Below are 24,265 nucleotides of genomic sequence, written 5' to 3'. Positions count from 1 at the left end.
ATAACTGCAAGCGCCCTGTCCGTGACTTAAGCTTCTGCCAGGGTGAAGACTGCGCAAGGGTCGGTAATGCCGCGCAAGCTATGCTCTCCGAGCGGCATCAAGGCCGTCGTCGTATTCGCCGCCACCGCTCCCGAAATCAGCACGTTTCTGCCGAGCGGCTTGCAGAGCCCTTCCAGGCGGCTGACCAGATTGACCGCGGGGCCGATGGCAGTAAAGTCCAGCCGGTCGGCCGCACCGATATTGCCCCATAGAATCTCGCCGAAATGCAGCGCCGCGCCGAACGGCAACGGCGCCAGCCCCTGGGCCTGGCGCACCTGGTCGAGATGGCTCATGCCGGCACGGCTGGCGGCGACCGCCCGCAGGGCGGCCTCGCAGGCCTCGCGATCCCCCCGGGCGATGTCTGCTTCGCCCGACGTCGCGGTGACCGGAAAGATCGCCAGCACGCCGTCGCCTATGAATTTCAGCACCTCGCCGCCGAAGGCGTGCACTGCGCCGGCGACGCGATCAAAATAAGCGTCGAGCGCGGCAATCATCGCCTGCGGCTCCGTCACTTCCGAAAGCGCGGTGAAATCACGCAGATCGGCACAGAGAAGGGCAGCGCGGATGGTCTCACCGGTGCCGCGGGCAAGCGCGCCGGCCTGCACCCGGGCAGCACTGCGCCGGCCGAGATAGGCTTCGAGCAGCGCGGCCCGCGCCTCCCGCGCCGCCAAAGCGGCGAGCGGCGCTGCGGCAAAACGCGCGACTTCGCGCAGCAGACTGGCCTCGGCCGCACCGAATGCGCCGCCCCCTGCCCCGTTGGCAACTCCCGCCCAGCCAAGCAGCGGCCCGTCCGATGCCTGATTATCCTGTGCAGGCCCGATCCGGCTCTCCCACACCGGCCCGAGCCCACCCAGCCAGTCGCGCCCGGCCTCACTCTGCGGAGCTGCAGCAAAGGCCAGCGCCTCAATGACGGCCCCGGTCTCGGCCCGCCACAGCCAGGTGCGCCGAGCGATGATTGGGTGCGGCACGGAAAGCGTCAGCGCGCCGCCCGAAAGCGGCAGGCCGTCAGCCAAAAGCCGGCGCCCGAGCTCGGCCAGAAACCGTTCGGGACCAGGCGAGGCACCGGCCTCATCAACCAACCAGGCAAGGGGAGATGGTAGATCCATGCTTCAACATGACATCGCCCCGGGACGTCCGCAAGGATGCCTTCTGAAGCCCCATCGACTCCTTCAGCCATTCCACGCAGACAATTCCTGTCGAGATTCTTCCATCACGGCGAAAAGCAAAAAATAACGCTTTAAACTTGCGCCGTTTTGCTTCCATTATGCGGCGGTTCGTCATCGTGTGATTGAGGGGTACGATGGGCACGATTTTCTGGCCGAAAGATCCGCTGGATGGGAATGACATGACGCTGCTGACGTCGATCCTTCGGCGGTGGTGCGACAGGCATCAGGTCGAGCTGACAGCACAGGAGAGCAGCCGCAAGGCGAAGGAACTTGTCGAATGGTATGAATTCGGCGTCAAGGATCCGATCGAACTCGAAGAACTGATCGAGGGCAAGTACTGGCTGGTCAGCAAAATCTGACCTGATCACAGTCGTAACATTCAAGAGAAAAGGCCGGGCGAAATATCGCACCGGCCTTCGTCAATTTGCCCCTGGGAAGGCTTCAGTCGTCATCCCGCCAACGGCGGTGGTGATCGCCGCGCCAATCATCGCGCCAGCGCGGACCATCCCAATCCCGGTGACGCCGCTCCCAGCCCCAGCGGGGCGGACCGCCGTAAAAGGCCACCGGCGGCGGGCGTCGCCAGTTTGGCCGGCATTCGCCCCAGCGGGTCAGATGCCAGCCGCGGCCGCACGCATAGTCGACCTTCGTGACATCGCTTGTGACATTGCTCTGGACATTGATTGTCCCCATCGGCATCGCCTCAGCTGTGCCGACCGAGAGGCTGCCAGCGAGCAAGGCAGCCGCGATAGAAAATGCCTTCATCGAAAACTCCAATTCATCCAGCCGTTCCCACCCTAGGGCCGCCAAATTGAACTGGAGATGAACTTCACGTTCATGTTTGCGGGAGAAAAAGAAGCGATTTCGGACCGCTCATCGCAGCGCCGGCCAGCTGGTTTTCCCGCAAGGGCAGGCGCTTCAGGGCCATCCACCGGCCCGCAAAAACCGTTCATGTCCTGCCGTAAAATGCGTCGGGACCCGGGTCACGCCCGGCGGCGACCTCGGTCAGCCGCCCAAGGTAATGCGCCCAGCCTTCCGCATGCCCGGCGCATTGATCGGCGCTCGGTAGGCCGCTATGCGTCAGTCGCAGCAGTGTTCCGCCCCCCTGCTCGATCAGGTCGATCTCGACGAGGCTCGACCCCGGCGGCACCACCTCGCTGCCGTCCCAGCCGAAGCTGTAGGCAAGGCGATGAACCGGCACCACCTCGCGAAACGAGCCGCGCGCAAAGCGGGCACCGGTGACGTTGACAAGATAGAGCCCGCCCGGCTGCGGCTCGACCTCTGCCTCCGTCCCCATCCAGCGCAGGATCTTCTGCGGGTCGGTCATCAGCGCAAACACTGCGGCCGGCGGCGCCGCAATATGCGCCTCGCGGTGAACGACGAAAGATTCTGGCATCACGCTCTCCGATAGTTGTCATGGCCTGCCTCGCCGCGGGCGGGATCAGCGGGTCATGCTGTTTTGACGTGGGTGTCCTCGCGTGAGCATGTAGGCGGAAGTACCCGATCAGCAAGGGTGGTCGGGCCACGCCGCCCCCGTCGCCCGGCACCGGCGCGGCATCCTCCAACGTCCCTCATGCTGAGGCGCGTAGCCCGTGGGGCGGAGCCTCGAAGCACTCGCCGCAACGCTGCTCCCTGCCTTCATCTAGCATCCGCGCACCCGCCGCGTCCTTCGGGGCCTCTGCGGCGCACCTCAGGACAAGGCTCTCTGGGGGGTGCAGCCAGCTAGGTGGCGATCGCCTCACCCCATCCCCACCTCCGCGATGCAAGCATTTCGCCCTATTGCCAGCCCTTCGTCTTCCCCCTATTGTCCCGGCCGTTCTCAGGGCGGGGTGAAAGTCCCTACCGGCGGTATGCAGTTTCGATTGCGAGCCCGCGAGCGCCTTCCTCGGAAGGGTCAGCAGATCAGGTGAGATGCCTGAGCCGACGGTCATAGTCCGGATGAAAGAGAACGCACGTTCCCAGCCCTTGCGGCTGTCGGGGACGTTCGTGATCGCCTTGGGTGATGTGTCTGTTCGCCAAAGGAGATTACCATGACACCCACCCGCTACGCCTTTATCAAAGCCAGCTGGCACGCCGACATCGTCGACCGCGCCCTTGACGGCTTCTATCAGCTCGTGCCGCCCGAACAGGTCGATGTGTTCGATGTTCCCGGCGCATTCGAGATGCCGCTGCTTTCCCGCGATCTGGCCGCAAGCGGACGTTATGGCGCCGTCATTGCCGCGGCTTTCGTCGTCGACGGCGGAATTTACCGCCACGAATTCGTCGCTCAGGCGGTGGTCGACGGGCTGATGCGCGCCGGCATGGATACCGGCGTGCCGGTGCTTTCGGTTTCGCTGACGCCGCATCAGTATCAGGAAACCGAGCACCATAAGCAGATCTACCGCGCGCATTTCGTCGAGAAAGGGCGGGAGGCCGCAAAGGCCGCGCTCACAATCGGGAAGACACGCGCCGCTCTTGCCGCGTAAGGCGGCTCCCCCCGAACCGGGGCGGCGGGACCGATCCCGCCGTCTTCATCAGGTCAATTCCGACAGAATAATTGATTCGACGCCCTCGCCGCGCTGTGATCCACTCACCCCCGACATGTATCGCCATTCTTAATGCGTCCCAAACCTTAAGGAGCTGAAGATGAGCAATGCAATGCGCAGTGAAACCCCTATCGAAAATTCGCGAACACGGCCCGTCGACACCAAGCTCGAGGTGGTCGTCATCCCCGTTTCCGACGTCGATCGCGCCAAACGTTTCTACGACAGCCTGGGCTGGCGGCTCGACGCCGACTTCGCCAATGATGCCGATTTCCGGGTGCTCCAGTTTACCCCGCCCGGCTCCGGCTGCGCGATCATCTTCGGCAAGAACGTCACCGCCGCGCCACCTGGCTCCGCCCAGGGGCTCTACCTTATCGTCTCCGACATCGAGGCCGCCCGCCGCGATCTTATCGCTCGCGGCGTCGAGGTCAGCGACGTGTTCCACGACGCTGCCGGCGTCTATGCCGGCAAGGACGAGCCCTATCTCTTCGGACGGCTGCGCATCGCCGGCCGAGATCCCGAAAACCGCAGCTATCGCTCCTTCGCCTCGTTCAAGGATCCCGATGGCAATGGCTGGCTATTCCAGGAGGTCACCACGCGATTGGCGGGACGCATCGACGCCGACGAGACAGCCTTTGCGACCTCGAGCGACCTTGCATCAGCGCTGCGCCGCGCGGCGACCGCCCACGGCGAACACGAAAAGCGAAACGGCGGCAAGCACGACGAGGGCTGGCCGGACTGGTACGCCGACTACATGGTCAGTGAACAGTCTGGCCGAGAGCTGCCGCTATAGGCAGCGGTCTTTTCCGGCGAACTCAAACAGCCCTTGTTGAGGCATGCCTTCCTCCTGCGCACCTCCCTGAGGTGCGCAGGAGGAAGGCCAGTAGCCTCGAAGGACACCTCCAACGCTGCTCCGTGCATTCATTCGGCGTCGGCGCACGCGCCCGCCGTCACCGCTCGAAAAAATCCCGCCACTGTTTCTCGCCAACCAGGCAGTCGACCCCGGTCTCGGCGCCGGTGATTCTCTGCACCGTTGCCGGCGGGGAAAACCCGCTGATCTCCAGCACCAGCTTGCGGCGCACGGCAACGGCGAAATCCTCGATGTTGCGGACCGGCAGCACGAAGGCGCCGGGGCCGCCGATCACGCAATCCGCATAATATGTGTCGAGCCCGTTCGGCGCATCGGAGGGCCGCAGCATAATGGCAAGGCCATTGATGATCATGCCTGCTTCCACCGCCTTGTCGCGGGCGGATATGACTGGATTTCCGGAATTGTTCGGGCCATCGCCCGACACATCGATCACCTGTCGTCTGGACGGAAACGGACTGGAAACGATCATGCTGGCGCCTTGGGCGATCGCGGTGGAGATCGATGTACGCCGCTGCGTGGCAATCGGCCGGGCTTCGAGCTTTTCGGCAAAAGCGATCGCGTCCGCTTCCGTCTCGATGACCTGCCAGTCGATCACCGAATCCTGGACGACATAGCCCGCCCATTCGAAATAGCTGATGGCGATGCGGCCGGTCAGACCGCCCTTCACCGCATCGATGAATTCCTTGTGCTTGAGCGCTTCGACATAACCCTCGCGCTGGATGCCGATCTCCTCGAAATCCATCGAGCGCGAGGTGTCGACGGCAAGGACCAGGGTCACGTCAACCTCGTTCCCCCCCGCCTGCGCTGCCGGGACGAGGCCGGAAAGACCCATAAGCACCGCAACTGTCGTCAGCATCGGCAGATCCCCGCGCCATCCAAGCGCGCAACCTTAGCACAGCTTGGCCGATGCAGGACGCCCGGCCACGCCGGTAGTTTCAATTTTCGGTGATGGCCGGCTCAATGCAGCGGCAGCCACAAAGGGCTTTTCCATGCTTTCAGCGCGTCGAGGAAGACCTGCAATCTGGCGGGCAAGAAGCGGCGGGTGGGATAGACGGCATGCACGAATATCTCCTCGGACGACCAGTCCGGCAGCAGGCGGATGAGCGCACCTCTCCTGATCTCATCGTCGCAATAGGTCGAAGGCAGAAGGCCGATGCCGTGGCCGCGATTGGTAAAGGCGCTCACCGCGTCGAAATCCCGGCTCGAGACCGGCCCCGACACCTGCTGGCGGACCGACTTGCCGCCGCTGACCAGATGCCACTCCGCTTCGCCGTTGCGGCCGTTCAGCAACACGCACTGATGCTCATTCAGGTCCTGGGGCTCTGAGGGAGGCGCCTTGCCCTTCAGATAGTCCGGCGCGGCGACCAGATAACGCACGCTCTTTCCGAGCCGCTGCGCGATGATTGAGGAATCCTTGAGTTCGCCGAAGCGGATGCCGAGATCGATATTCTCGGCGATCAGATCGAGGAACAGGTTGGTGACGAAGAGATCGACCTGGATATCGGGATAGGTCTTCAGGAAGGACGATACGAATTCGTAGAAGACCTCCTGCCCGAAAATGACGGGCACGGAGATCTTCAGCAGGCCTTCCGGCTTTTTCTGCGTTTCCGTGAGTGCCTGCTCGGCGTCGATAAGATGGGCGAGCGGCTCACTGCACTGATCGAAATAGGCCCGGCCCTGCGCCGTCAGGCTAAGCTTGCGGGTCGTGCGCTGCAGCAGCGTCACACCAAGCTGCTCCTCCAGCGACGTCACCTTCCGGCTGACGGTCGAGACCGGCATGCCGAGGGAATGGGCCGCGCGGCTGAAGCTGCCATACTGCGCCACCTTCACGAAAACCGCGATGTCGTTCAGGTCTGCCATGCCAGGATTTTTGCATGGATGCAAAAGAGAATCCAGATATTTCCATCTAATCGGGGAATGGAGTTTTCATCATATTCACCTTGCGAAAACGATCATAACCCGATGGAGGCGCATTCGCAGCAGCCCCGTCTCGAGCGACCCGCCTTCGTAAGGCCTGCGTTGCCCGACCAGACTATGGAGTTCAACATGACTACCGCAAAGACTGTCATCGTCACGGGCGCCTCCCAGGGTATCGGAGCCGGGCTCGTCAACGCCTTCATCGAGCGCGGCTATAATGTCGTCGCCACCTCACGTCAGGTCAGCGCCTCGGATGCCTTGCAGGCGTCGGACAGACTGGCGCTCGTCGACGGTGACATCGGCGATGCCGAAACCGCGGCGCGAGTGACAAGGACCGCGATCGACCGGTTCGGCTCGATCGACGCCCTCGTCAACAATGCCGGCATTTTCTTCAGCAAGCCCTTCGTCGATTACACCATGACCGACTTCCGGAAGCTGTCCTCGACCAATCTCGAAGGCTTCATCCACCTGACCCAGTTGGTTGTCCGGCAGATGCTGGCCCAGAAATCGGGCGGCAGCATCGTCAGCATCACCACACCGCTGATCGACCATCCGATCGCCGGCTTCTCGGCCTCGGTCGCCATGATGACCAAAGGCGGCATCGACGCGATCTCCAAGAACCTGGCGATGGAATATGCAAGCGAGGGAATCCGCGTCAACACCGTGGCTCCCGGGGTCGTCGATACGCCATTGCACAAGGACAATCCGAAGGACTTCCTGAGCACGCTGTCGCCGATGGCTGGCATTTCCAACGTCGCGGAAGTCGTCGATGCGGTTGTCTTCCTGACCGAAGCTCCACGCGTGACCGGGGAGGTGCTGCACGTCGACGGCGGCGCACATCTGGGCAAATGGTAAACCACCCGCAAGCGCACGCAGCCGGCGCAGAACGCCGGCTGCAGGAACTCGGCATCACGCTTCCCTCGCCACCAACACCCCTGGGGGCCTATGTGGAGGCGGTCAGGAGCGGCAACCTGGTCTTCTTCAGCGGCATGCTGCCGGTTGTCAACCGCCAGCCGCGCTATATCGGCCGTGTCGGCGGCGCGCTGACATCAGAGGACGGCAGGAAGGCGGCCGAGACGGCGACACTGAGTGCGCTGGCGGCCGCCAAGGACTATCTCGGCTCGCTGGACAGGGTCGTCAGGATCGTCAAGCTCGGCGTCTATATCGCCACCGAAGGCGATTTCCGCGATCACCCGAAGGTCGCGGACGGATCGTCGGAAATGCTGCTCCAGGTCTTCGGCGAGGAAAAACTCTCAGGGCGCATCGTCCTCGGCGTCGCCAGCCTGCCGCTCGGCGTACCGATCGAGCTGGAGCTCGTTCTTGAGGTCGAGGATTGAAGAGGACGGGCGCGCTTCGGCGCGCCCGTCTCACCGCCCCTGCATTCTTGGCTTGGCGTGCGCTCGGCGCAAATGAGTTTTGTTAACAACCCCATCCTCACATCGCCACCAATAGCAGGACGTAAGCGATGACGCTCACCATCAAACCGCGAAACGCAAAAGTGACGCAGCGGTATTTGCTGCGAGCGATGGCGGAGAGGATGTTGGCGTTTTCGAGATATTGGTCGAAGAGATAACGCTCGTCGCGCCGCAGTGCCGCGTCAAAGAACAGATCTCGATGGTTCTGCCAGGCGCCCCAGAACAGCGAGGTCGAGCTATCCAAACGGCGCGGCAGCACAACGAGGATCGCCGACAGGATGGAAAAGACCGAAGCTGCGGCAAGCAAGCCGGAGAACAGCATGCTCCCTGGTGTGCCGCTGACATAACGCCCCAGGCTGAAAACCGCCCTCACCTCGCTGGAGCTCACTAGGAAGGCCAGCATGAACGTAAAGATATAGGCAGCCTTTTGATCGGATATCTTGACCTGATCGTAAAATATATCATTGATTTTCTTGATATGGTCGAAATACTCCACGCCGATATCCGCGCTCGACGGCTGGCTTAGCATAACCTCAGTTGCAGTTTCGAATTCGCTCACGTGAATACTCCATCCCCAAGTGTTTCCCTGATATTACACTTGACGGCGAAAGCAAGAACACGTGTGCAACGCGCTTGACTTTTCCCCTCTACACGGACAAAGGGGAAGCGGGTATGGGGTCTGGGGTTATGCGGGGTTATTCCAAGAACATCTGTCGTGCGGGCATGGCGCTGGCGCTTGCTGGTCCCGGTCTCGCACCGCCGGCAATGGCCGATCCGGTCCAGCGTGCAACACCGGTCGCCGGTTCCGTCATCGCCCGCAAGACCGGCGAAGAGGTCCGTTTCATCGACGTATCGAATTGGCGTGTCGTCGATATCAATCAGGATCTCCTGACCGGCGACGTGCTGCGCACCAATGCCAACGGCCAGCTCGCCATCGTCTTTTCCGACCACACCCAGGTTCGCCTCGGCCGCAATTCATCGCTGCAGGTCAAGAAAATGGCCGCCAGCGGCGACACGACACTGGAGCTGCAATCGGGAACGATCTGGGCGCGCGCCGAGCGTGGCGGCCAAGGTCTGACGGTCGAGACACCAGCGGCCGCAGCCGCCATCCGCGGCACCGACTGGACGATGACCGTCGAGGGCAACAAGACCTCGATGATCGTGCTCGAAGGCCGTGTGGCGCTGAGCAACCCGCAGGGCAGCGTCGAGGTGAACGAAGGCGAAGGGGCGGTTGCCACGATCGGCCAGGCGCCGCGAAAGCTGGTGATCGTCACACCCGATGATCGCGAGCAGATGCTGTTCTACCTGAACCTGCGCGATGGCTTCGGCCTGATGCCGACCTCTCCGTTGCCGGCAGGCCGCATGGCCGATGAGCGCCGCCGGCTGCTGACTTTGTCGCCGGAACGTCGCACCACCGAGAACTGGCTGGAGCTTGCCGAAGTGCAGAGCGCCTTCGACGGCCGGCAGGTCGCCGCAAAGACGCTTCAGGAGGTTCGCCGGCGCAAGCTGACCATCCTCCAGAAGGCGCGCGTCGACCTGATCAATGCCACGATCGCCGGCTCCGAAAAACGCTATGACGAAGCCGCAAGGCTGTTTGCGGCGGCACTGCCGCATCTTGATCCGGCCCGCCGGAACATGGCGCAGTATGGCGGCTATTTTGCCCGTTCGCTTTCCGATCCAGCCCATGTCGAAAAGCCGCCGTCATCAGCGGTCGGCCCCTATGGCGCGATCATGCAGGCCTACACGGCAGGCTTCCTCAAAAATCCCCGCGCCTCCGTCGACCTGATCAAGGATGCGGAAAAGCGTTTTCCTGATGACCCAACCCTGCCTGCGATCCGCGCCCAGCTGGCGCAGCTGATCGACGACCGCGCCCAGATGCTGGAGGCGGTCAACCGCGCCCTCTCGCTCGATCCCAATCATCCGATCGCCCTTGCCGCACGCGCCGCCTACAAGGCGAGTTACGAAAGCGATATCGATGGCGCCCTGGCCGATCTGAACCGCGCCATCGAGCTTGCGCCGGGGGCCTCGGGATCGTTGAACTCGATGGGCCTGCTGCAAAGCGCCCGCAACGCCAATGACGAGGCCGAGGCTGCGTTCCTAAAGGCGATCGCCCTCGATCCGCAGGATCCGGTCCCGCACGGCAATCTTGCCATCCTCTATCTCGACCAATCCAGGATGAAGGATGCCAAGCGCGAAATCGATGCGGCGCTCGCCGCCGATCCCTCCTTCGACATCGCTCTCCTCGCCCGCGGCCGCTATTACCTGCAAACCGGCGAGCGCGACAAGGCGCTGGAGGACCTGCTGGCCGCCAGCACCGCCAATCCAGCCCATTCGCAATCGCAGCTGATGCTCGCCGCCGCCCATTACGAAAAGGGCGACCGCATCCCTTCCGAGCAGGCAGTCGACAATGCCGACAGGCTCGACAAGAACGATCCGGTCATCTCCTCCTTCCGCACCGCCATCGATATCGACGATTACGACGCCGACGGCGCGATCCGCAACGCGCAGGAATTTCTCCGCCGCTCGCGCGCCCGTGGCGGTGATTACAGCGCGCTCGGCGCCAATGAGGATGCCGGCTCGACGCTGAACAACGCTTTTCGCCTCCAGGGCCTGGATGCCTGGGGCCGCTATTACGGGGATGCGGTCTTCAGCCCCTTCGAAGGCAGCGGCTATATCGACCAGTCGATCAAGGGCAGCATCTTCCCTTACGTCAATGCAACGAGCTTCAGCGATGACAATGTCATCCAGAACCGTGGCAACGCGTCTAGCTATTCATCCTTTATCCAGGGCTTGCTGCTTGATCCGCACATGCTCTCCGGCCGCTCTCGTTCGGCAACGCTGCTGCGCACGCCTTTCATCGAAGGCTCGCTCGGCGGCGGCATCAACAGCGTCGACGGCCATACAAGGCGCATCGGCGAGGCCGAAATCCAGGGCTTCTCGAACGAGACGATCCCGCTCAGCTTCTTCGGCAACCTGACCTGGGAAGAACTGGCGCTGGACGGCGACTATCGCAACTTCGGCGGCTTCCAGACCAACAACAAGCTCGTCGGCGGCAATGGTTATCTGACGGCAACGGTGACGCCGGACGATCGCGTGGTGGCCTATGTCAACCATGCCAAGAATGATGGAACGCTGAACGCACTGACGGAAGGCTCGTCACTGACGGACTTCCTCAACCTCCTGGGCTTCGGGGTTCGCACCGAAGTCTCTTCGGAATACAATTATCGGCGCAATATCACCGAAACGACCAATGCCGGCCTCGGCTGGAGCCATACCTTCGGCTACGAAAACATATTGAACGGCGCCTTTCTCTATTCGGAAAGCAAATCGCAGACGTCCACCTCTCTTCAGGTAGACGATGCACCGGTTCTCGGTCTGCCTGACCCCGACATCATTCCATTCTTGGACGGGACGGAGGAGCTGTCCTCAAAAGCCTATGTCGCCGCGCTCAGCCATTCCATCGGCAGCGGACCGCTGACTTGGCGGTACGGCATCGAAGGCGGCTGGATCGATGCCAGCGCGACCACCTCCTCTCGCCTTCATGAACTCTTTCCGCTCTTCCCGATCATCCCCGGGACCACCGACGGCCCGGACACATTCAATAACCGCGTCAACATCGCCCGCGCCTACATCGACGTGCTGCACGAGATCACCCCCGAACTCAAAGGCGAGTATGCTCTCTTCGGCACGCAGATGAGCGGCGGCAGCGTCGATGTCAGCCGGCTGGAGCCACGCTTCGGCCTCGCCTGGGCACCGGCCGAGAACCATTGGCTGCGCGCTGCCTTCATGCGCCAGAGCCTCGACACCGGCGTTCCCACTCTTGCCCCGATCGGCATCCTCGGTTTGCAGGCCAACCAATATTCGATCGGCGTCGAGGGTTATACCGATACGGTGGCGCTGCAATGGGATGCCGAGTGGACCGACCGGCTCTTCACCTCGGTCGAATATCAGCACCAGGAATTGCATGATTTCTCGATCGACCTGCCGCTGATCGCGCTGCCTGCGGCAGACAGCCTGCCGCTGTCGCGCGGCAGCATCGACCGCGCCGCCGTCACGGCCAACGTCGCGCTCGGCGCCGGTTTCGGCCTCTCGGCCACCTATGCCTACATGGAATCGGAGAACAAGGACCCGCTGGAGCCGAACTACGGCGGCTCTCTGCCGTTTATCCCGAAGAATTCCGGCCAGATCGCGCTGACCTGGGTCAACGAGGCCAAGGTCAAGGCGACGGTGGCCGCCAATTATGTCGGCGAACGCGACGGCGATGATCTCGGCACCACGCTCGACGATTACTGGAGCCTCGACGCCCACCTGATCTGGGAACCGCTGGACAAGCGCATCGCACTCGAAGCTGCCGCTTATAACCTGCTCGACGAGGAGTTCGAGATCACGCCCGGCGTGCCCGGCTGGGGCCGCGCCTTCAAGGGCACCCTCAAAGTCCGCTTCTGATGCGGGAGCAGGATAAGCCTCGGCAGGCCAGGCCCACCGGCAGTCAGACCGGGAGCCGCCGTCTCAGGCTGCTGATACTGTCGCTGTCGGTGCTGATCGCCATCTCGCTGTTGTCACGCCTGCCCGCCTGGTCGCTGCTGGAGCTCAGAAGCTACGATTACCTCTCGACCGTCGACGATCCACGCCCGCCTCAAGGTGGACCTGTCATCGTTGCGATCGACGAACCGTCGCTTGCCGATATCAACGCCCAATGGCCCTGGCCGCGCAGCCTGCATGCCGAACTCGTGAGACAGCTGCGCGCCGCCGGCGCCCGTGTCATCGGCCTCGACATCATCATGGCCGAACCCTCGAACCCCGGCAATGACGCGGCAATCACCGAGGCCGTCGGTCCCGACACCGTGCTTGCCGGCGACGAAACGCTGATCGAGACGCCGCAGGCCTCGCAACTGATCCGCGCCACGCCGCTGCCGCAGCTGACGCAAGCGGGTGCTGTGACCGGCATCGCCTCGATCGATCTCAGCGGCGACGGCATCTTCCGCCGCATTCCGGGCTATGAGGACGGCTTTGCCGCCATGCTGGCGAAGACGTCGGGAACGCCGGCGGAGATTCTGTCGGCCGGCCGGCTCATCCAGTCCTTCGGCCCGGCCCGCAGCTATCCCACGGTCTCCTACTACCAGGCGCTCGACCCTGAGAATTTGCTGCCGCGGAATTATTTCAAGGGCCGAGTCGTTCTCGTCGGCCTCAGCCTGCAGAATGCGCCCGCGATCGACAAGGGCGGTGTCGATGCCTTTGCGACGCCCTATACGGTTCACACCGGCAAACTCGTCTCCGGTGTCGAGATTCAGGCGACCATCTACGACAATATCCGTGCTGGCCTGTCGATCGCCGAAGCCCGCCTGCCCGCGGTTGCCGCCTGCATCCTGATATCGGTGCTGCTTGCCGCCACGACCGTCTGGCGCTCGACGGGATGGCTGACGATCGTCACCAGTGCGGTGGGCCTCCTCGCCTTCGCCGCCGTAAGCTTTGCCGGCATCCGGCTTGCCCATGTCTTCGTCTCGCCGCTCGGCCCGACGGTCGCCTATATCTCGGTCGTCTTCGGCCAGGCCGCCTTCGATTATGCCGAGGAGCGCCGCAACAAGCGGCAGATCATCCGCGCCTTCGCCCAATACATCTCCCCCGATCTCGTCAAGCGCCTGTCGAACGATCCCTCGCAACTGAAGCTCGGCGGCGAGCGGCGCACGCTCTCGGTGCTGTTCTCGGATGTACGTGGCTTCACCACCATCGCCGAGACGCTGAAGGACGATCCGGAGCAGCTGACCGGTCTGATCAACCGGCTGTTGACGCCGCTCTCCGACGTGGTGATGGATCATGGCGGGACGATCGACAAATATATGGGCGATTGCATCATGGCCTTCTGGAACGCGCCGCTCGACGATCCCGACCATGCCCTCCATGCCGTGCGCGCCTCGCTTGCCATGCAGACAGCGATTTCGAGGCTGAACAACCAGCTGGAGCGGGAAGCGGCAGCGCATGGCGGTAAACCGCACGTCCTGAAGATGGGCGTCGGCATCAATACCGGCGAATGCATCGTCGGCAATATGGGCTCGACCCGCCGCTTCGACTATTCCTGCCTCGGCGACAGCGTCAACCTCGCCTCCCGCCTCGAAGGCGCCTCGAAGAATTATGGCGTAGCGCTGCTGCTCGGCGAGGATACCGCAAGACTGGTCGCCGACACCTACACCGTCGTCGAGCTCGACCGGATCATCGTCAAGGGCCGCACCGTGACGTCGCCGGTCTTCACCGTCCTGCACAAGGCCGATCCGCTGTCCCTCGCCGCCCATCGGGCGTTCATCGATGCAAAATATGCCGGCACGCTCGCGCCATCCGACCACGTCTTCGAGAGGCTGGCTGCTGACATGCCCGAGCTAGCCCCCTATTACGCGATCGTCCGGGATGCGCTGGTTGGCGACGGCGGTGAGTGATCATCCGGGGCAGCGCTAAAACCAGGTTCTGCGCATGGAACCCGTGAAATGAAGCGCGCCCTCAATAGCTTCGTAGCTCGCGCATGTGACGCTCCATTTGGCAGCCGATCACTTCCCGAAGGCGCGCTTGAGCGCATCCACGACCACACGCACGGAGGGGACGTCCTTGATCTCCGAATGCACGACCAACCACACGTCCCTTCCAAGAGCATGTTCCCCCGTGATGCGCTGGAGATCGCCGGATTCCGCGACGGCGAAATCCGGGAGCATGACGACACCGCCACCAAGCCTCGCCGCTGCGGCCTGAAATTCCAGTACCGATGACCTCACCGCTATCGGCCGGCCAGCGGCCAGCTCAATGAGACGAGCCTGCTGCGGCGAGGCGTTCATTGTTTCGTCATAGCCGATGAAGGTCCATTCGGATGGCGCAACGGTTTCGAGGTATGACTTTGAGCCGTAGAGGTCGAAGGTGATCTCGCCAAGCTTGATGATGGAATAGTCGCCATCTTCTGGCCGCGACAACCGCACAGCGATATCTGCCTCCCGTCGGTTCAACGAAGCGAGCCGTTTCTCTCCGACAAGCGTGATCTGGACGGCTGGATGGTCTCGCCGGATGGCCACGATTGGCTGCGCCAGAAGGACGCTCGAAAGCGCTGGAGGAGCGCTGATCCTTACGTGGCCACGCAGTTCAGTCGAGCTGCTGCGACCAAGCTGCTCGATTGCGGCAGTTTGCGTGGCGATAAGCATTGCATGCTTGGCAACCTGTTCCCCATCGGCGGTTAGAACGACGCGCCGTCCGCGACGGTCGATGAGCTTGCGTCCCAGTCTGGCTTCCAGCGATGCAACACGCCGGCTTATTGTCGCATGTTCAACGCCGAGCTGCTTCGCCGCGCCGAGAAACGTTCCGGACCGTGCGAGCGCCAAGAAATGCCGCAGGTCGTCCCAATCGATTTGTGTGAATTCTTTCCCAATCATTGGGAGACAATAGGGAATTTTCACGCATCTCGCCACCGGGTAGTTTGACTGCATCAAGGAGACAAACGATGACAGATCAGATTGTACTGCTGAACTCGCCGGGCGACGTCGCTCAGTTCCAGGTCCAGGATCAACGTGTCCATCCTCCCGGCAACCGCGAGATCCAAATCCGCCATCACGCTATCGGGACCAATTTTCTCGACGTCTATCACCGCAAGGGCATCTACTCGCTGCCCTCATATCCCGCAGTGATCGGCGCGGAGGCCGCAGGCGTCGTCGAAGCTGTCGGCCCCGGCGTCGAGAACTTCAAAGAGGGCGATCATATCGCATATGCGGGACCGCCGGTCGGAGCCTACTGCTCGACGAGGAACATCGCTGCCGACCGTGCGATTAAGCTTCCCAAGGCGATTTCGGCTAAAACGGCGGCAAGTTCGCTGCTCAAAGGCATGACCGCTTACATGCTGTTGACGAAGACCTACAATGTGCATGACGGGAGTTGTGTTCTCATTCATGCGGCCGCCGGTGGACTGGGCAGCATGCTTGTTCGTTGGGCAAAGTCGCTCAATGCCACGGTGATCGGCACGGTCAGTAGCGCTGAAAAGGCGGCGCTCGCCGAATCCTACGGAGCCGATCATCTCGTGGTCGGACGGGGAGCGGATATTGTCACAGAGGTCAAGCGGCTGACGGGCGGAAACGGTGTCGACGTCGCCTTTGACGGAATTGGCGGTGACATGCTTGTTAAAAGCATCCGCTCGGTCCGACCGTTCGGCATGGCTGTCAGCATCGGCCAGGCCGCCGGCCCGGTTCCACCCGTTCCCCTCGAGGAACTCCGGCCAGGCAAGGCGCTCTCTCACCCGAGCATCATGGCTTGGTGCACTGACATCGATAGATATCGTGAGGCCGCTCAAGCGGCGGTCCGGGCGATGGAAACAGGGATCGTCTCTCAGATCGGCGCCGAATACAGCTTGAGAAATGTTGCGACGGCTCATGAAGAAATGGAGTCGGGGCGCTCCGCCGGCAGTATCTTGCTGGTACCTTAGAGCGAGCAAAAAATGCGCGACTGTTTTGGGCCTGCGCAAACCGGCCATCCCGAACCTCTACGGCGGCCTCAAGTCCGGAGTTCGCCGAGGGTGTACATGTTGGTCGGTGCGCCATGCAGCATCACTTCGCGGTCGAAATGGAAGCCGTATTTCTCGAGAATGCGCTTTGAAGCGACATTGATGGGGCGGACCAACCCGATCACCCGCTCCGCATGCAGATCGTCGAAGGTAAAGGTCAGTGTTTCCCGGACCAGCTCCGTGGCATATCCCTGCCCCCAGCTTTCGGGGTGCAGATGATACGAAAGATTGAGGCCGCCGAATTCCTTCGAAACGGTCACGCCGCCGAAACCGATCAGCGCGCCGTTCGCTTCGACCGCCCAACGCCCGAACCCATGATCTTTCCAATGCCCGATATCACGGGCAAGCCGCGCAGCACTTTCATCGGGCGAGTCGGGCCGCGGCACGGGTCGGTGTGCGACCAGCTCCGGTCGGGAGAAAAGCTCGGTCAGGAAAAGAATATCCGTTGATGCAGGAGCCCTGAGCCTCAATCGCGCTGTACGCCTCATTGCCGGCGACGCGGCGCCATTGAGTTCTTTATCGGACATTGTCTACCTCTTCATCGAGGACGGGATATCCTCGGCGCCCCTCATCTAGGCGCGGCATCCGCCAACGCCCTCATCCTGAGGCGCGCAGGCCAAAGGCCGGAGCCTCGAAGGACACGCCGCAACGCCGCTCCTTGCACCCATCAACAGCCCAAACACATGCCGCTCGCCGTTCGAGTCCTTCGGAGCATGTCGGGACGAGGCTCTCTTGGGCGTTGCCATTCTCAGATGGCGAGATTTCTGGGAGACGATCAAGTTCTTTCGCGCTATGAAGAGCCATCATCGATCCCGCGCAGACCCCGAGGTCACTCTCATGGCTTTGAAAGTTCTTTTCATTGGCGGCACCGGCCAAATCTCCTATCCATGCGTTGAGCGGGCCGTTGCCCAAGGCCATCATGTCAGCGTCTTCAATCGTGGCTTGAGAAGCAACCCGTTGCCTGCGGGGGTGACCTCGATCGTCGGCGAACTGGGATCGCGCGACTATGCCGATCTCGCCAAGGCCAACTATGATGTCGTGTGCCAGTTCATCGCCTTCACGCCCGATCAGGTCGCGCGCGACATCGAACTGTTTGCGGACAATTGCGGTCAGTACATTTTCATCTCTTCGGCCTCGGTCTATGAAAAGCCGCCGCGTCACTATGTGATTACCGAGGAGACCCCGGCGATCAATCCTTACTGGCCCTACAGCCAGGCCAAGATTGCCGGCGAGGAGTTGCTCAAGAAGTCCATCAAACTCGCCTGGACGATCGTCCGTCCCAGCCACACCGTTCGCACCGGCCTGCCGATCATGATGGGCGACAGCGACGTCATGGCGAGACGCATGCTGGATGGCGAGCCCACCATCGTGGCGGGCGACGGCCACACGCCGTGGACACTGACCCGCGCGGTCGATTTCGCAATGCCTTTCGTCGGACTTTTCGCCAAGGAGGCAGCGCTAAATGAGATTTTCCATATCACCTCCGATCGCGCACATATCTGGGACGACATCCAAAAGACCATCGCAAGATTGCTGGGCGTCGAGGCGAAGATCGTCCACATTCCGACGGACACCCTGATCAAATACAATCCGGAGTGGGTAGGCCCACTGCTCGGCGACAAGGCCTGGACGGCAATCTTCGACAATTCGAAGGTCAAGCGCGTGGCCGGCGATTTCACCTGCGCCGAGAGCCTGGAAGAAATTCTGGCCGAGCCGATCATGTACCTCAAGCAGCGCCTGGCCAAAAGCCGTCCGCCAAGGGGTGAACTTGATGCTCTGATCGACAGGATCTGCGCTGCCCAAGGCGCTCTCGGCTAGGCATGTACTTCGGGTGTTCGCCAGCTCTGGCATGATGTTGAAAAGTGTGTGCGGTTTTCTCATGACATCATGCTCTAACTCTTAAGAACAGGATTCAGATTAGGCCGAGCGGGCCTAAAATCATCCTGTTCTAGGCCACGGCCACGATGACATGCGCCTGAATTTTGGCAGCAACCTCGCCGCCGCCATGCCTGTCTGCAATCGCGGATGCAGCGTAGTCGGTCGCAGCCTCCAGTTTTCCTGCCTCTCTGGCTTCGATCTCATTGCGAAGAAGCGTGCCCTGACAATAGGCAACGGCCGGAATGCGGGGCGAGGATGCGCGGCTTTGTTCGGCCCTCGTTTCGATCACCACATGGGAGAAACCTGCGCCCTCCAACTCCGACCGGATCAGGTCCTTGTCTTGGTAGCCATGCGGCGTGCGTGCCAGGAAGCGCGGCGGAGCGTTCGGAAAAATCCTGGCGAGAGCATTCGTCACATCATTCGCAAACACATTCTCTTCGATGCGATCCCATACGCTCAGCAAAAAACGTCCTCCTGATTTCAGGACCCGCCTTGCTTCGCGGTAGGCAGCCGGCCGGTCGGGAAAGAACATCGCCCCGAACTGACAACAGACGAGATCGAAGGCCGCATCCTCAAACGGTAGCGCCAGAGCATCCGCCTGGCGCCATTGGATGCGGCTGTCGGGCGTTTGCCGGGAAGCGGCATAGTCGAGCATCGGCTGGTTGAGGTCGCTGACAACATAGCTTGCGCCTGACGACAATCTTGGCGCCAATACGCGGGTAACGACCCCGGTGCCCGCGGCGGTTTCCAACACGGCGCTCGGCGAGAAGGATGCCGCCCGCCCCGCAAGATCCGCAGCGTAAGGTTCGAAAATCAACGGAACCATATAGCGGTCGTAGTTTTCCGGAACCGAGCCTGCGAACACCTTATCCGTTTCCAGCATTGCCATCACTATCCCTTCCGATGGCTCAAAGATTAGCATGGAATGACGTGTTGAGGGCCTGTTTTCGCCCGAGCGACGTTCAGCAGCGTCTGCGGCAATGTCGGTTGACCAATTCTCCGGTCGGAGATGACAACGCCGCGGATTCTTCAATTCGGTGCTGGAAACCCTGCAGCCTTATTATTCCAGGCGGCGCGCTTCCATCGGCGCGTCCTGCCTGAACCCCTCGAAATAGCGGCCGCCATGCAAGGCAAGCTCGCGGTCGGCCAAAGCCAGAAATCGCGTAGCGTCGCCCTCTGCCGCCAGCCTGAACGCCGCGTCGAATTCGATTGCCAATTGTGCATCGAGCGCTCTTATGAGACGCGGCGCCCACTTTCCGCGGCCGGCCCACGCGCCACGCTCGAGGAGGATGAGGTCGGCGAGTTTCTGATAGAGCTGCGCAGCGATGGCCGCGATCTCTTCGGGCGGGCGCGCCCGCGCAGATCGTCGGCAAGATCGGTGACGTGATAGCGCAGCATGTCGTAGCTTGCGCCGGCAAGAGGTTTTGGCCCTGCTGCGAGCATGCTTGCGGCCCTGGCCTGAACGATGCGTGCGCTGTCGAAATCCAGGCCCACGATGCTACCGGTCGCCACCATGGTGACCATGACGGGGCAGCCGCTCTCCGCATCGGCATGAAGATAATGCGCCAGCGTCTGTTCGTCGTGGACGAAGGCCTCGACCGGGAAACCGTCCTCAGTGAACGACTCCCGCGAGGCTCTTTCCAGCGATGGGAACACGACCACGAGATCAATATCCGAAAACGCAGTCCCATCGCCACGCATGAGCGAACCAGCCACGTAGGCGAAAGCCGCCCCGGCAAAGCGGCTGGTGACGCAACGACGGGCAACGGCCAGCGCCCGCTCCGCAAGAATATGCTTCTGGATATCGTCCATGATTTCATCCTCGAATGCGGGACACGGGCGGCAACAAAAAACCCGCTCGTCTCCGGCGGGTTGGTCTTAGCGGCAATGAACGGAATTCAGTTCACGCGTCTAACACCCACCGCGGCGCGATGGTCGTAGACTGTGTTGAAACTGCAAAAATCCTGCTCATGGCCAACGTTAACCTGCGACCTTGACAGCGTCAATGCACCGAAGCGGGATGCCCGGGACGCTTCCCCGGCGCGATGTTTTCCGTCTAAGATGCGGCAAGACTCGAAAACAGAAAGAGCCCGCTCATGTCCGATCCCGCAACCGTCATCCCGCTTCCGCAACCGGTTTTGCTGCCGGTCGAGGGCAGCGCCGAGCGTTTTCCGGTGCGCCGCGTCTATTGCGTCGGGCGCAACTATGCCGACCATGCGATCGAGATGGGTCATGATCCCACCCGCGAGCCGCCCTTCTTCTTCCAGAAGAATGCCGATAACCTGCTGCCGGCGGGCAATGCCTTCCCCTATCCGCCACTCTCGAAGGACGTGCATTACGAGGTCGAATGTGTGCTTGCGCTGAAATCCGGCGGCGCCAACATTAAGGCCGCAGACGCGCTCGACTGCATTTACGGCTATGCCGTCGGCGTCGATTTCACCCGCCGCGATCTGCAGGGCGAGGCCAAGAAGCTCGGCCGTCCCTGGGAGGTCGGAAAGGCCTTCGAACATTCCGCCCCCGTCTCGTCGATCGTTCCGGCAAGCCGCCTCGGCCACCCCTCGCAGGCAAATATCTGGCTGGAACAGAACGGCAAGCGTGTCCAGGACGGCGATCTCAACCAGATGATCTGGAAGGTGCCGGAGATCATCGCCGAACTGTCGAAGCTCTTCACGCTGGCGCCGGGCGATATCATCATGACCGGCACGCCTGCCGGCGTCGGTGCGGTCGCCAGGGGCGATCGCATCAGTTGCGGCATCGACGGCGTCGCCATCCTATCGGTCGAGATCGTCTGAGGAGCGAGCCATGCCCGTCTATGCGCTCGGCGGATCAACGCCGAAACTTGCCGCTGCCGGCCTCTATTGGATCGCACCGGATGCCAATATTATCGGCGAGATCGAGCTCGGCGAGAATGTCGGCGTCTGGTTCGGCGCCGTGCTGCGCGGCGACAACGAGAAGATCACCATCGGCGAAGGCACCAACATCCAGGAAGGTGTGATGGCCCATACCGACATGGGCTTCCCGATGACAACAGGCAAAGGCTGCACCATCGGCCACCACGCCATCCTCCACGGCTGCACGCTCGGAGACAACGTGCTGATCGGCATGGGCGCCACCATTCTGAATGGCGCGAAGATTGGCGACAACTGCCTTGTTGGCGCCAATGCGCTGGTGACCGAAGGCAAGCAATTCCCCGATAATTCCCTCATCGTCGGAGCACCCGCCCGCGTCGTGCGTGTGCTCGACGAGGCGGCAATCGAAGCCATCCGCCGCTCGGCGGAAAACTACATCGCCAACTGGCAACGCTTCGCCCGCGATCTCAAGCAGATCGGGTGATCGGGCCGGCAGAATCGGGGAACACGTGCTTGAGTTTCGGCGAAAGCGGCTGATTGCGCGACGCCTCTGCATCCCGCATTCTGGATGTCAGAGAAGTTCCGCCATTGCCGCAAGGACGGCCCGAGGCTGATTTCGTTGAAAAACCGCCTTATTCGGCAGCTTCGAGAAACTGGCTGTTTCGTGAGGAAGAGGCAAGCGCCTGAACCCTGGCTTCCGCCTTGGCGATCAGCTGATAGAATTCGTCCTGCGCTTCGACATCCAGTTGAATGACGGCATTGACGTCATCGGGCGTATCGCAAACGCAGGCGATTGCCGAAATGGGACAGATGCCGCCTGGGTAACGCTTGCCGGTTCCGGTATAGGCGCGACGGCCCCAACGCTCGGAATAAACCGTCTCTTCTCGCTCGAGATGCAGGATTGTTCCCTTGCAGGCGGTCACAATGGCCGCCTTGCCGTAAGCGAACCAATGATAGTTCAGCTTCCGGAGAATATATTTGCCGGTGATATCCTCGCCAGCCAGTTCGGCAGGGTTTTCAATCATTCTGATCATGAAGGCTTCCCTCAACGTTTTCAGAATATCCTTCATCTCTGCTTACGCGACAAGTCAAAAAACGCTGCTTTTGGAGACACTTAGTCACAAAGTGTTTCCGATTCTTACATAAATCATTCGTTGGGCCGTGTGTCGGGTACACAATTCCTCGTCGAATTTGCCGTACCTGCACTCGATTTCGGCATTGTTCGAGGTGGCGGCGACGTCACTGTCCCCTTGTGTTTTTCTGCCTGGGCTCGATATGTCTCCCTGACTGGTCCGAAGACCGTTCCGTTTTTTCCTCCCAGAAAACGACCGCTGTTTCGCCAAATTGCCACCAGCAGGAGAATTTCATGGTCGACGCGATCAACCCCATCTCCGCCACCGCCCCGTCCGAACCCACTAAGGTCGGCACCAGCACATCGATCGGCTCCGAACCCGACAATGCCTGGGTCGCCGCCCGCCAGTCGCAGATCACCGCCGATCAGATGGCACTCAAGAAGGAAACCGAAAGCGATTTCATCCCGCACGCGAATCTGATCGTCCACGACGAGGAGAACTCACAGAAGCGGTTTGCGCACGCGGCATCGGAAGAAGGGGAAGAAGCTGGGCATCAAGCGGAGCAACCGTTCTTGTCAGGCGAGGCGAAAGCGAGCGGATCGGCACCCGCAATTTCGACGACGACACCCCGTTCGGAGAGCGCGTCGTCATCGTCTGATGTCCGCGCAATTACCGCTCGCGCTGAAGCTGAGCTTCGATGGCCACCTTGTCGACCACCGACCAGACCTCGACGATCTTTCCGTCGCGAAATTCGTAGATGACGTTCTCGGCGAAGGTCACTCGCCTGCCGTTCACATCGATGCCGAGGAATTCTCCCTTGGGCGTGCAGTCGAAGCTCAGCCGGCACGCTAGGTAAGGCGGGTCAACGACTAGCATTAGCACATTGAAACAAAGGTCCGGAATATCATCGAAATCGCGCTCCAGCATGGCGATGTAACCCGACAACCCGATCTGTCGCTCGTTGTGAATCGCGTCGCGGGCGACGAACTGCCCGAGGTTCGGCCAGTCCTGCCTGTTGAGGCAGGCGATGTAGTCGCGATAGAGATCCACAAGTTTGGTTTTCGTCATGGTTCGTTCCAGGCTTGGCAACAGCTCGGCGGTGAAGATAGTGCCGGAACCGGTGCTTGTCAGCGGCGAGCCCTTTCGAAGCGCGGCGCCCTCTGACGCCAGCGCTGAACGGCTCTCATCGAGTTACCTGAGCTCCCTTGTGTTTTGCCGCTTCGGCTCACTCACGAGTTTGAAGGAGCCAATATTGCCGCGCCCTCTTCGCCCGAGGAACGGCAGGCCTGGTCTCTTGCAGGAGACTTCCCAGTCTGCGAGACGGGACCATTCGCGGCCGAGCCGGGGCTGCCGGTGTCAGGCACCTTGGCGATGCGATTGAACGACGACGCGTCTGGTTCAGGAGAACTCACCGGCGCGAGGACCAGCAAGCGTCACGCGCCAGCCCGTTCGCGATTGGAAATCCTGCGTGGCCAGAAACGTATAGCCGGTTATGCGCCAGGGCTTCACGGCGCTGGTCAGATTATCCAGCACAAAATCGCCGCCGTCCGTCCGGGCAATGAGAACGACATGGTTTTGATCATGCGGTCCGATGACCACGGAAAGCGCCAACCGGTTCGAGGGAAACCCAGCCTCGATCAGGTCCTTCATCTTCTGGAGGGCGTAGTCCTCACAGTCGCCACGGCCGGCGACCGGTAGAGACCAAACATCCTTGGATCCGGATGAGGGGCGATCTTCTGCGGGAATGATGCGTCCATTTACAGCACGATTGACCTTTTGAAGAAGCGCCATGCCTGCCGCGTCGTTCAGCTGTTGCGCCGCCATCCTGCCGCACAGCCATTTGTACTTGGCGCAGGCTGCGCCGAATCCCACAGGTGCGCCGATGCTTCTCGTCACAGGTAGCGATGACCCGGCAACAGCCTGAAAAGCCAGGAGAATGAATGAGATAGCAGCAAGAGAAAAGAGACGCGCCATAGCGGATTCCCCTTATTTGTATCGTCACGATAACAGAGTCGGT

General features: G+C 61.6%; 23 protein-coding genes, 2 pseudogenes and 1 riboswitch. Of the genes and pseudogenes, 12 read left to right on the top strand and 13 right to left on the bottom strand.

The features are described from left to right. Window positions 1-26 precede the first annotated feature (26 nt). Window positions 27-1,145 carry an adenylate/guanylate cyclase domain-containing protein gene (locus HJB89_RS12400; protein WP_207580994.1) on the bottom strand — a complete coding sequence of 373 codons (1,119 nt, stop codon included), beginning with the start codon at window positions 1,143-1,145 and terminating at the stop codon, window positions 27-29. 194 nt (window positions 1,146-1,339) lie between these two features. Here HJB89_RS12400 and HJB89_RS12395 point away from each other — a divergent pair, with 194 nt between their 5' ends. Continuing rightward, on the top strand, window positions 1,340-1,564 hold the full coding sequence (locus HJB89_RS12395) for a hypothetical protein (protein WP_207580995.1): 225 nt from the start codon (window positions 1,340-1,342) through the stop codon (window positions 1,562-1,564). A gap of 82 nt (window positions 1,565-1,646) precedes the next feature. Here the strand turns inward: HJB89_RS12395 and HJB89_RS12390 are convergent, their stop codons facing one another. Both HJB89_RS12390 and HJB89_RS12385 read right to left on the bottom strand, forming a co-directional pair. Then, window positions 1,647-1,967, bottom strand: a complete 321-nt coding sequence (locus HJB89_RS12390) for a GCG_CRPN prefix-to-repeats domain-containing protein (RefSeq protein WP_221149943.1) — start codon at window positions 1,965-1,967, stop codon at window positions 1,647-1,649. A 184-nt stretch (window positions 1,968-2,151) separates the two neighbouring features. Continuing rightward, window positions 2,152-2,598 (bottom strand): SRPBCC domain-containing protein, encoded by a 447-nt coding sequence (locus HJB89_RS12385; protein ID WP_207580997.1) that lies wholly within the window; start codon window positions 2,596-2,598, stop codon window positions 2,152-2,154. Window positions 2,599-3,013: 415 nt separating this feature from the next. Continuing rightward, a riboswitch (FMN riboswitch) is annotated at window positions 3,014-3,156 on the top strand. Window positions 3,157-3,232: 76 nt separating this feature from the next. Between HJB89_RS12385 and HJB89_RS12380 the strand changes: the two genes are divergently transcribed. Together HJB89_RS12380 and HJB89_RS12375 are read left to right on the top strand one after the other, a co-directional pair. Then, the gene (locus tag HJB89_RS12380; protein WP_007630468.1) at window positions 3,233-3,667 is read left to right on the top strand and encodes a 6,7-dimethyl-8-ribityllumazine synthase; all 435 of its coding nucleotides are present in this window, start codon (window positions 3,233-3,235) and stop codon (window positions 3,665-3,667) included. A 160-nt stretch (window positions 3,668-3,827) separates the two neighbouring features. Then, entirely contained in the window at window positions 3,828-4,517 is a 690-nt protein-coding gene (locus HJB89_RS12375) for a VOC family protein (protein ID WP_207580998.1), read from the top strand. 157 nt (window positions 4,518-4,674) lie between these two features. Here the strand turns inward: HJB89_RS12375 and HJB89_RS12370 are convergent, their stop codons facing one another. Further along, window positions 4,675-5,451 (bottom strand): DUF1194 domain-containing protein, encoded by a 777-nt coding sequence (locus HJB89_RS12370; RefSeq protein WP_207580999.1) that lies wholly within the window; start codon window positions 5,449-5,451, stop codon window positions 4,675-4,677. A 101-nt stretch (window positions 5,452-5,552) separates the two neighbouring features. Further along, on the bottom strand, window positions 5,553-6,455 hold the full coding sequence (locus tag HJB89_RS12365) for a LysR family transcriptional regulator (protein ID WP_207581000.1): 903 nt from the start codon (window positions 6,453-6,455) through the stop codon (window positions 5,553-5,555). Window positions 6,456-6,641: 186 nt separating this feature from the next. Between HJB89_RS12365 and HJB89_RS12360 the strand changes: the two genes are divergently transcribed. Together HJB89_RS12360 and HJB89_RS12355 are read left to right on the top strand one after the other, a co-directional pair. Then, entirely contained in the window at window positions 6,642-7,367 is a 726-nt protein-coding gene (locus HJB89_RS12360; RefSeq protein WP_207581001.1) for an SDR family NAD(P)-dependent oxidoreductase, read from the top strand. Then, complete coding sequence (locus HJB89_RS12355; RefSeq protein ID WP_207581002.1) at window positions 7,361-7,849, top strand: RidA family protein; 489 nt, start codon at window positions 7,361-7,363, stop codon at window positions 7,847-7,849. The genes HJB89_RS12360 and HJB89_RS12355 overlap by 7 nt, the downstream gene beginning before the upstream one ends. 97 nt (window positions 7,850-7,946) lie before the next feature. Here HJB89_RS12355 and HJB89_RS12350 read toward each other — a convergent pair whose 3' ends face one another. Next, on the bottom strand, window positions 7,947-8,486 hold the full coding sequence (locus HJB89_RS12350) for a Pycsar system effector family protein (RefSeq protein WP_207581003.1): 540 nt from the start codon (window positions 8,484-8,486) through the stop codon (window positions 7,947-7,949). A gap of 128 nt (window positions 8,487-8,614) precedes the next feature. Here HJB89_RS12350 and HJB89_RS12345 point away from each other — a divergent pair, with 128 nt between their 5' ends. Together HJB89_RS12345 and HJB89_RS12340 are read left to right on the top strand one after the other, a co-directional pair. Next, a complete protein-coding gene (locus tag HJB89_RS12345; RefSeq protein ID WP_311044371.1) occupies window positions 8,615-12,373 on the top strand; it encodes a FecR domain-containing protein in 3,759 nt (1,252 codons plus the stop codon). Beyond that, window positions 12,373-14,355 (top strand): CHASE2 domain-containing protein, encoded by a 1,983-nt coding sequence (locus HJB89_RS12340; RefSeq protein ID WP_207581004.1) that lies wholly within the window; start codon window positions 12,373-12,375, stop codon window positions 14,353-14,355. The genes HJB89_RS12345 and HJB89_RS12340 overlap by 1 nt, the downstream gene beginning before the upstream one ends. A 108-nt stretch (window positions 14,356-14,463) precedes the next feature. Here the strand turns inward: HJB89_RS12340 and HJB89_RS12335 are convergent, their stop codons facing one another. Then, window positions 14,464-15,330, bottom strand: coding sequence for a LysR family transcriptional regulator (locus tag HJB89_RS12335; protein WP_207581005.1), 867 nt, complete (start codon window positions 15,328-15,330; stop codon window positions 14,464-14,466). 68 nt (window positions 15,331-15,398) lie between these two features. On the opposite strand from HJB89_RS12335, the gene HJB89_RS12330 reads away from it, so the two are divergent. Beyond that, window positions 15,399-16,370, top strand: a complete 972-nt coding sequence (locus HJB89_RS12330; RefSeq protein ID WP_221116727.1) for a quinone oxidoreductase — start codon at window positions 15,399-15,401, stop codon at window positions 16,368-16,370. 68 nt (window positions 16,371-16,438) lie between these two features. Here HJB89_RS12330 and HJB89_RS12325 read toward each other — a convergent pair whose 3' ends face one another. Beyond that, window positions 16,439-16,975, bottom strand: coding sequence for a GNAT family N-acetyltransferase (locus tag HJB89_RS12325; protein ID WP_207581007.1), 537 nt, complete (start codon window positions 16,973-16,975; stop codon window positions 16,439-16,441). Window positions 16,976-17,285: 310 nt separating this feature from the next. Here HJB89_RS12325 and HJB89_RS12320 point away from each other — a divergent pair, with 310 nt between their 5' ends. Next, window positions 17,286-18,266: an SDR family oxidoreductase gene (locus HJB89_RS12320; protein ID WP_221133161.1), complete on the top strand. Its 981-nt coding sequence runs from the start codon at window positions 17,286-17,288 to the stop codon at window positions 18,264-18,266. 130 nt (window positions 18,267-18,396) lie between these two features. Here the strand turns inward: HJB89_RS12320 and HJB89_RS12315 are convergent, their stop codons facing one another. Beyond that, window positions 18,397-19,209: a class I SAM-dependent methyltransferase gene (locus tag HJB89_RS12315; RefSeq protein WP_221150011.1), complete on the bottom strand. Its 813-nt coding sequence runs from the start codon at window positions 19,207-19,209 to the stop codon at window positions 18,397-18,399. Between the two features lie 177 nt (window positions 19,210-19,386). After that, window positions 19,387-20,138, bottom strand: a pseudogene (locus HJB89_RS12310) (nucleotidyltransferase domain-containing protein). A 284-nt stretch (window positions 20,139-20,422) separates the two neighbouring features. Between HJB89_RS12310 and HJB89_RS12305 the strand changes: the two are divergent. Together HJB89_RS12305 and HJB89_RS12300 are read left to right on the top strand one after the other, a co-directional pair. Then, window positions 20,423-21,118, top strand: a complete 696-nt coding sequence (locus HJB89_RS12305) for a fumarylacetoacetate hydrolase family protein (RefSeq protein WP_221149942.1) — start codon at window positions 20,423-20,425, stop codon at window positions 21,116-21,118. Window positions 21,119-21,128: 10 nt separating this feature from the next. After that, window positions 21,129-21,659: a gamma carbonic anhydrase family protein gene (locus HJB89_RS12300; RefSeq protein WP_207581011.1), complete on the top strand. Its 531-nt coding sequence runs from the start codon at window positions 21,129-21,131 to the stop codon at window positions 21,657-21,659. 148 nt (window positions 21,660-21,807) lie between these two features. On the opposite strand, the gene HJB89_RS12295 is transcribed toward HJB89_RS12300, so the two are convergent. Beyond that, window positions 21,808-22,209 (bottom strand): hypothetical protein, encoded by a 402-nt coding sequence (locus tag HJB89_RS12295; RefSeq protein WP_207581012.1) that lies wholly within the window; start codon window positions 22,207-22,209, stop codon window positions 21,808-21,810. Between the two features lie 332 nt (window positions 22,210-22,541). Between HJB89_RS12295 and HJB89_RS33600 the strand changes: the two are divergent. Beyond that, a pseudogene (locus HJB89_RS33600) lies at window positions 22,542-22,906 on the top strand (hypothetical protein). 11 nt (window positions 22,907-22,917) lie between these two features. On the opposite strand, the gene HJB89_RS12290 reads toward HJB89_RS33600, so the two are convergent. Beyond that, a complete protein-coding gene (locus tag HJB89_RS12290) occupies window positions 22,918-23,316 on the bottom strand; it encodes an ester cyclase (protein WP_221149941.1) in 399 nt (132 codons plus the stop codon). Window positions 23,317-23,646: 330 nt separating this feature from the next. Next, a complete protein-coding gene (locus HJB89_RS12285; protein WP_207581014.1) occupies window positions 23,647-24,222 on the bottom strand; it encodes a transglutaminase-like cysteine peptidase in 576 nt (191 codons plus the stop codon). Between the last annotated feature and the right edge of the window lie 43 nt (window positions 24,223-24,265).

Source organism: Rhizobium sp. NZLR8, assembly GCF_019685025.1.
In the GTDB taxonomy this organism is placed as follows: domain Bacteria; phylum Pseudomonadota; class Alphaproteobacteria; order Rhizobiales; family Rhizobiaceae; genus Rhizobium.
This window is presented reverse-complemented; position numbering and strand designations above follow the sequence as displayed.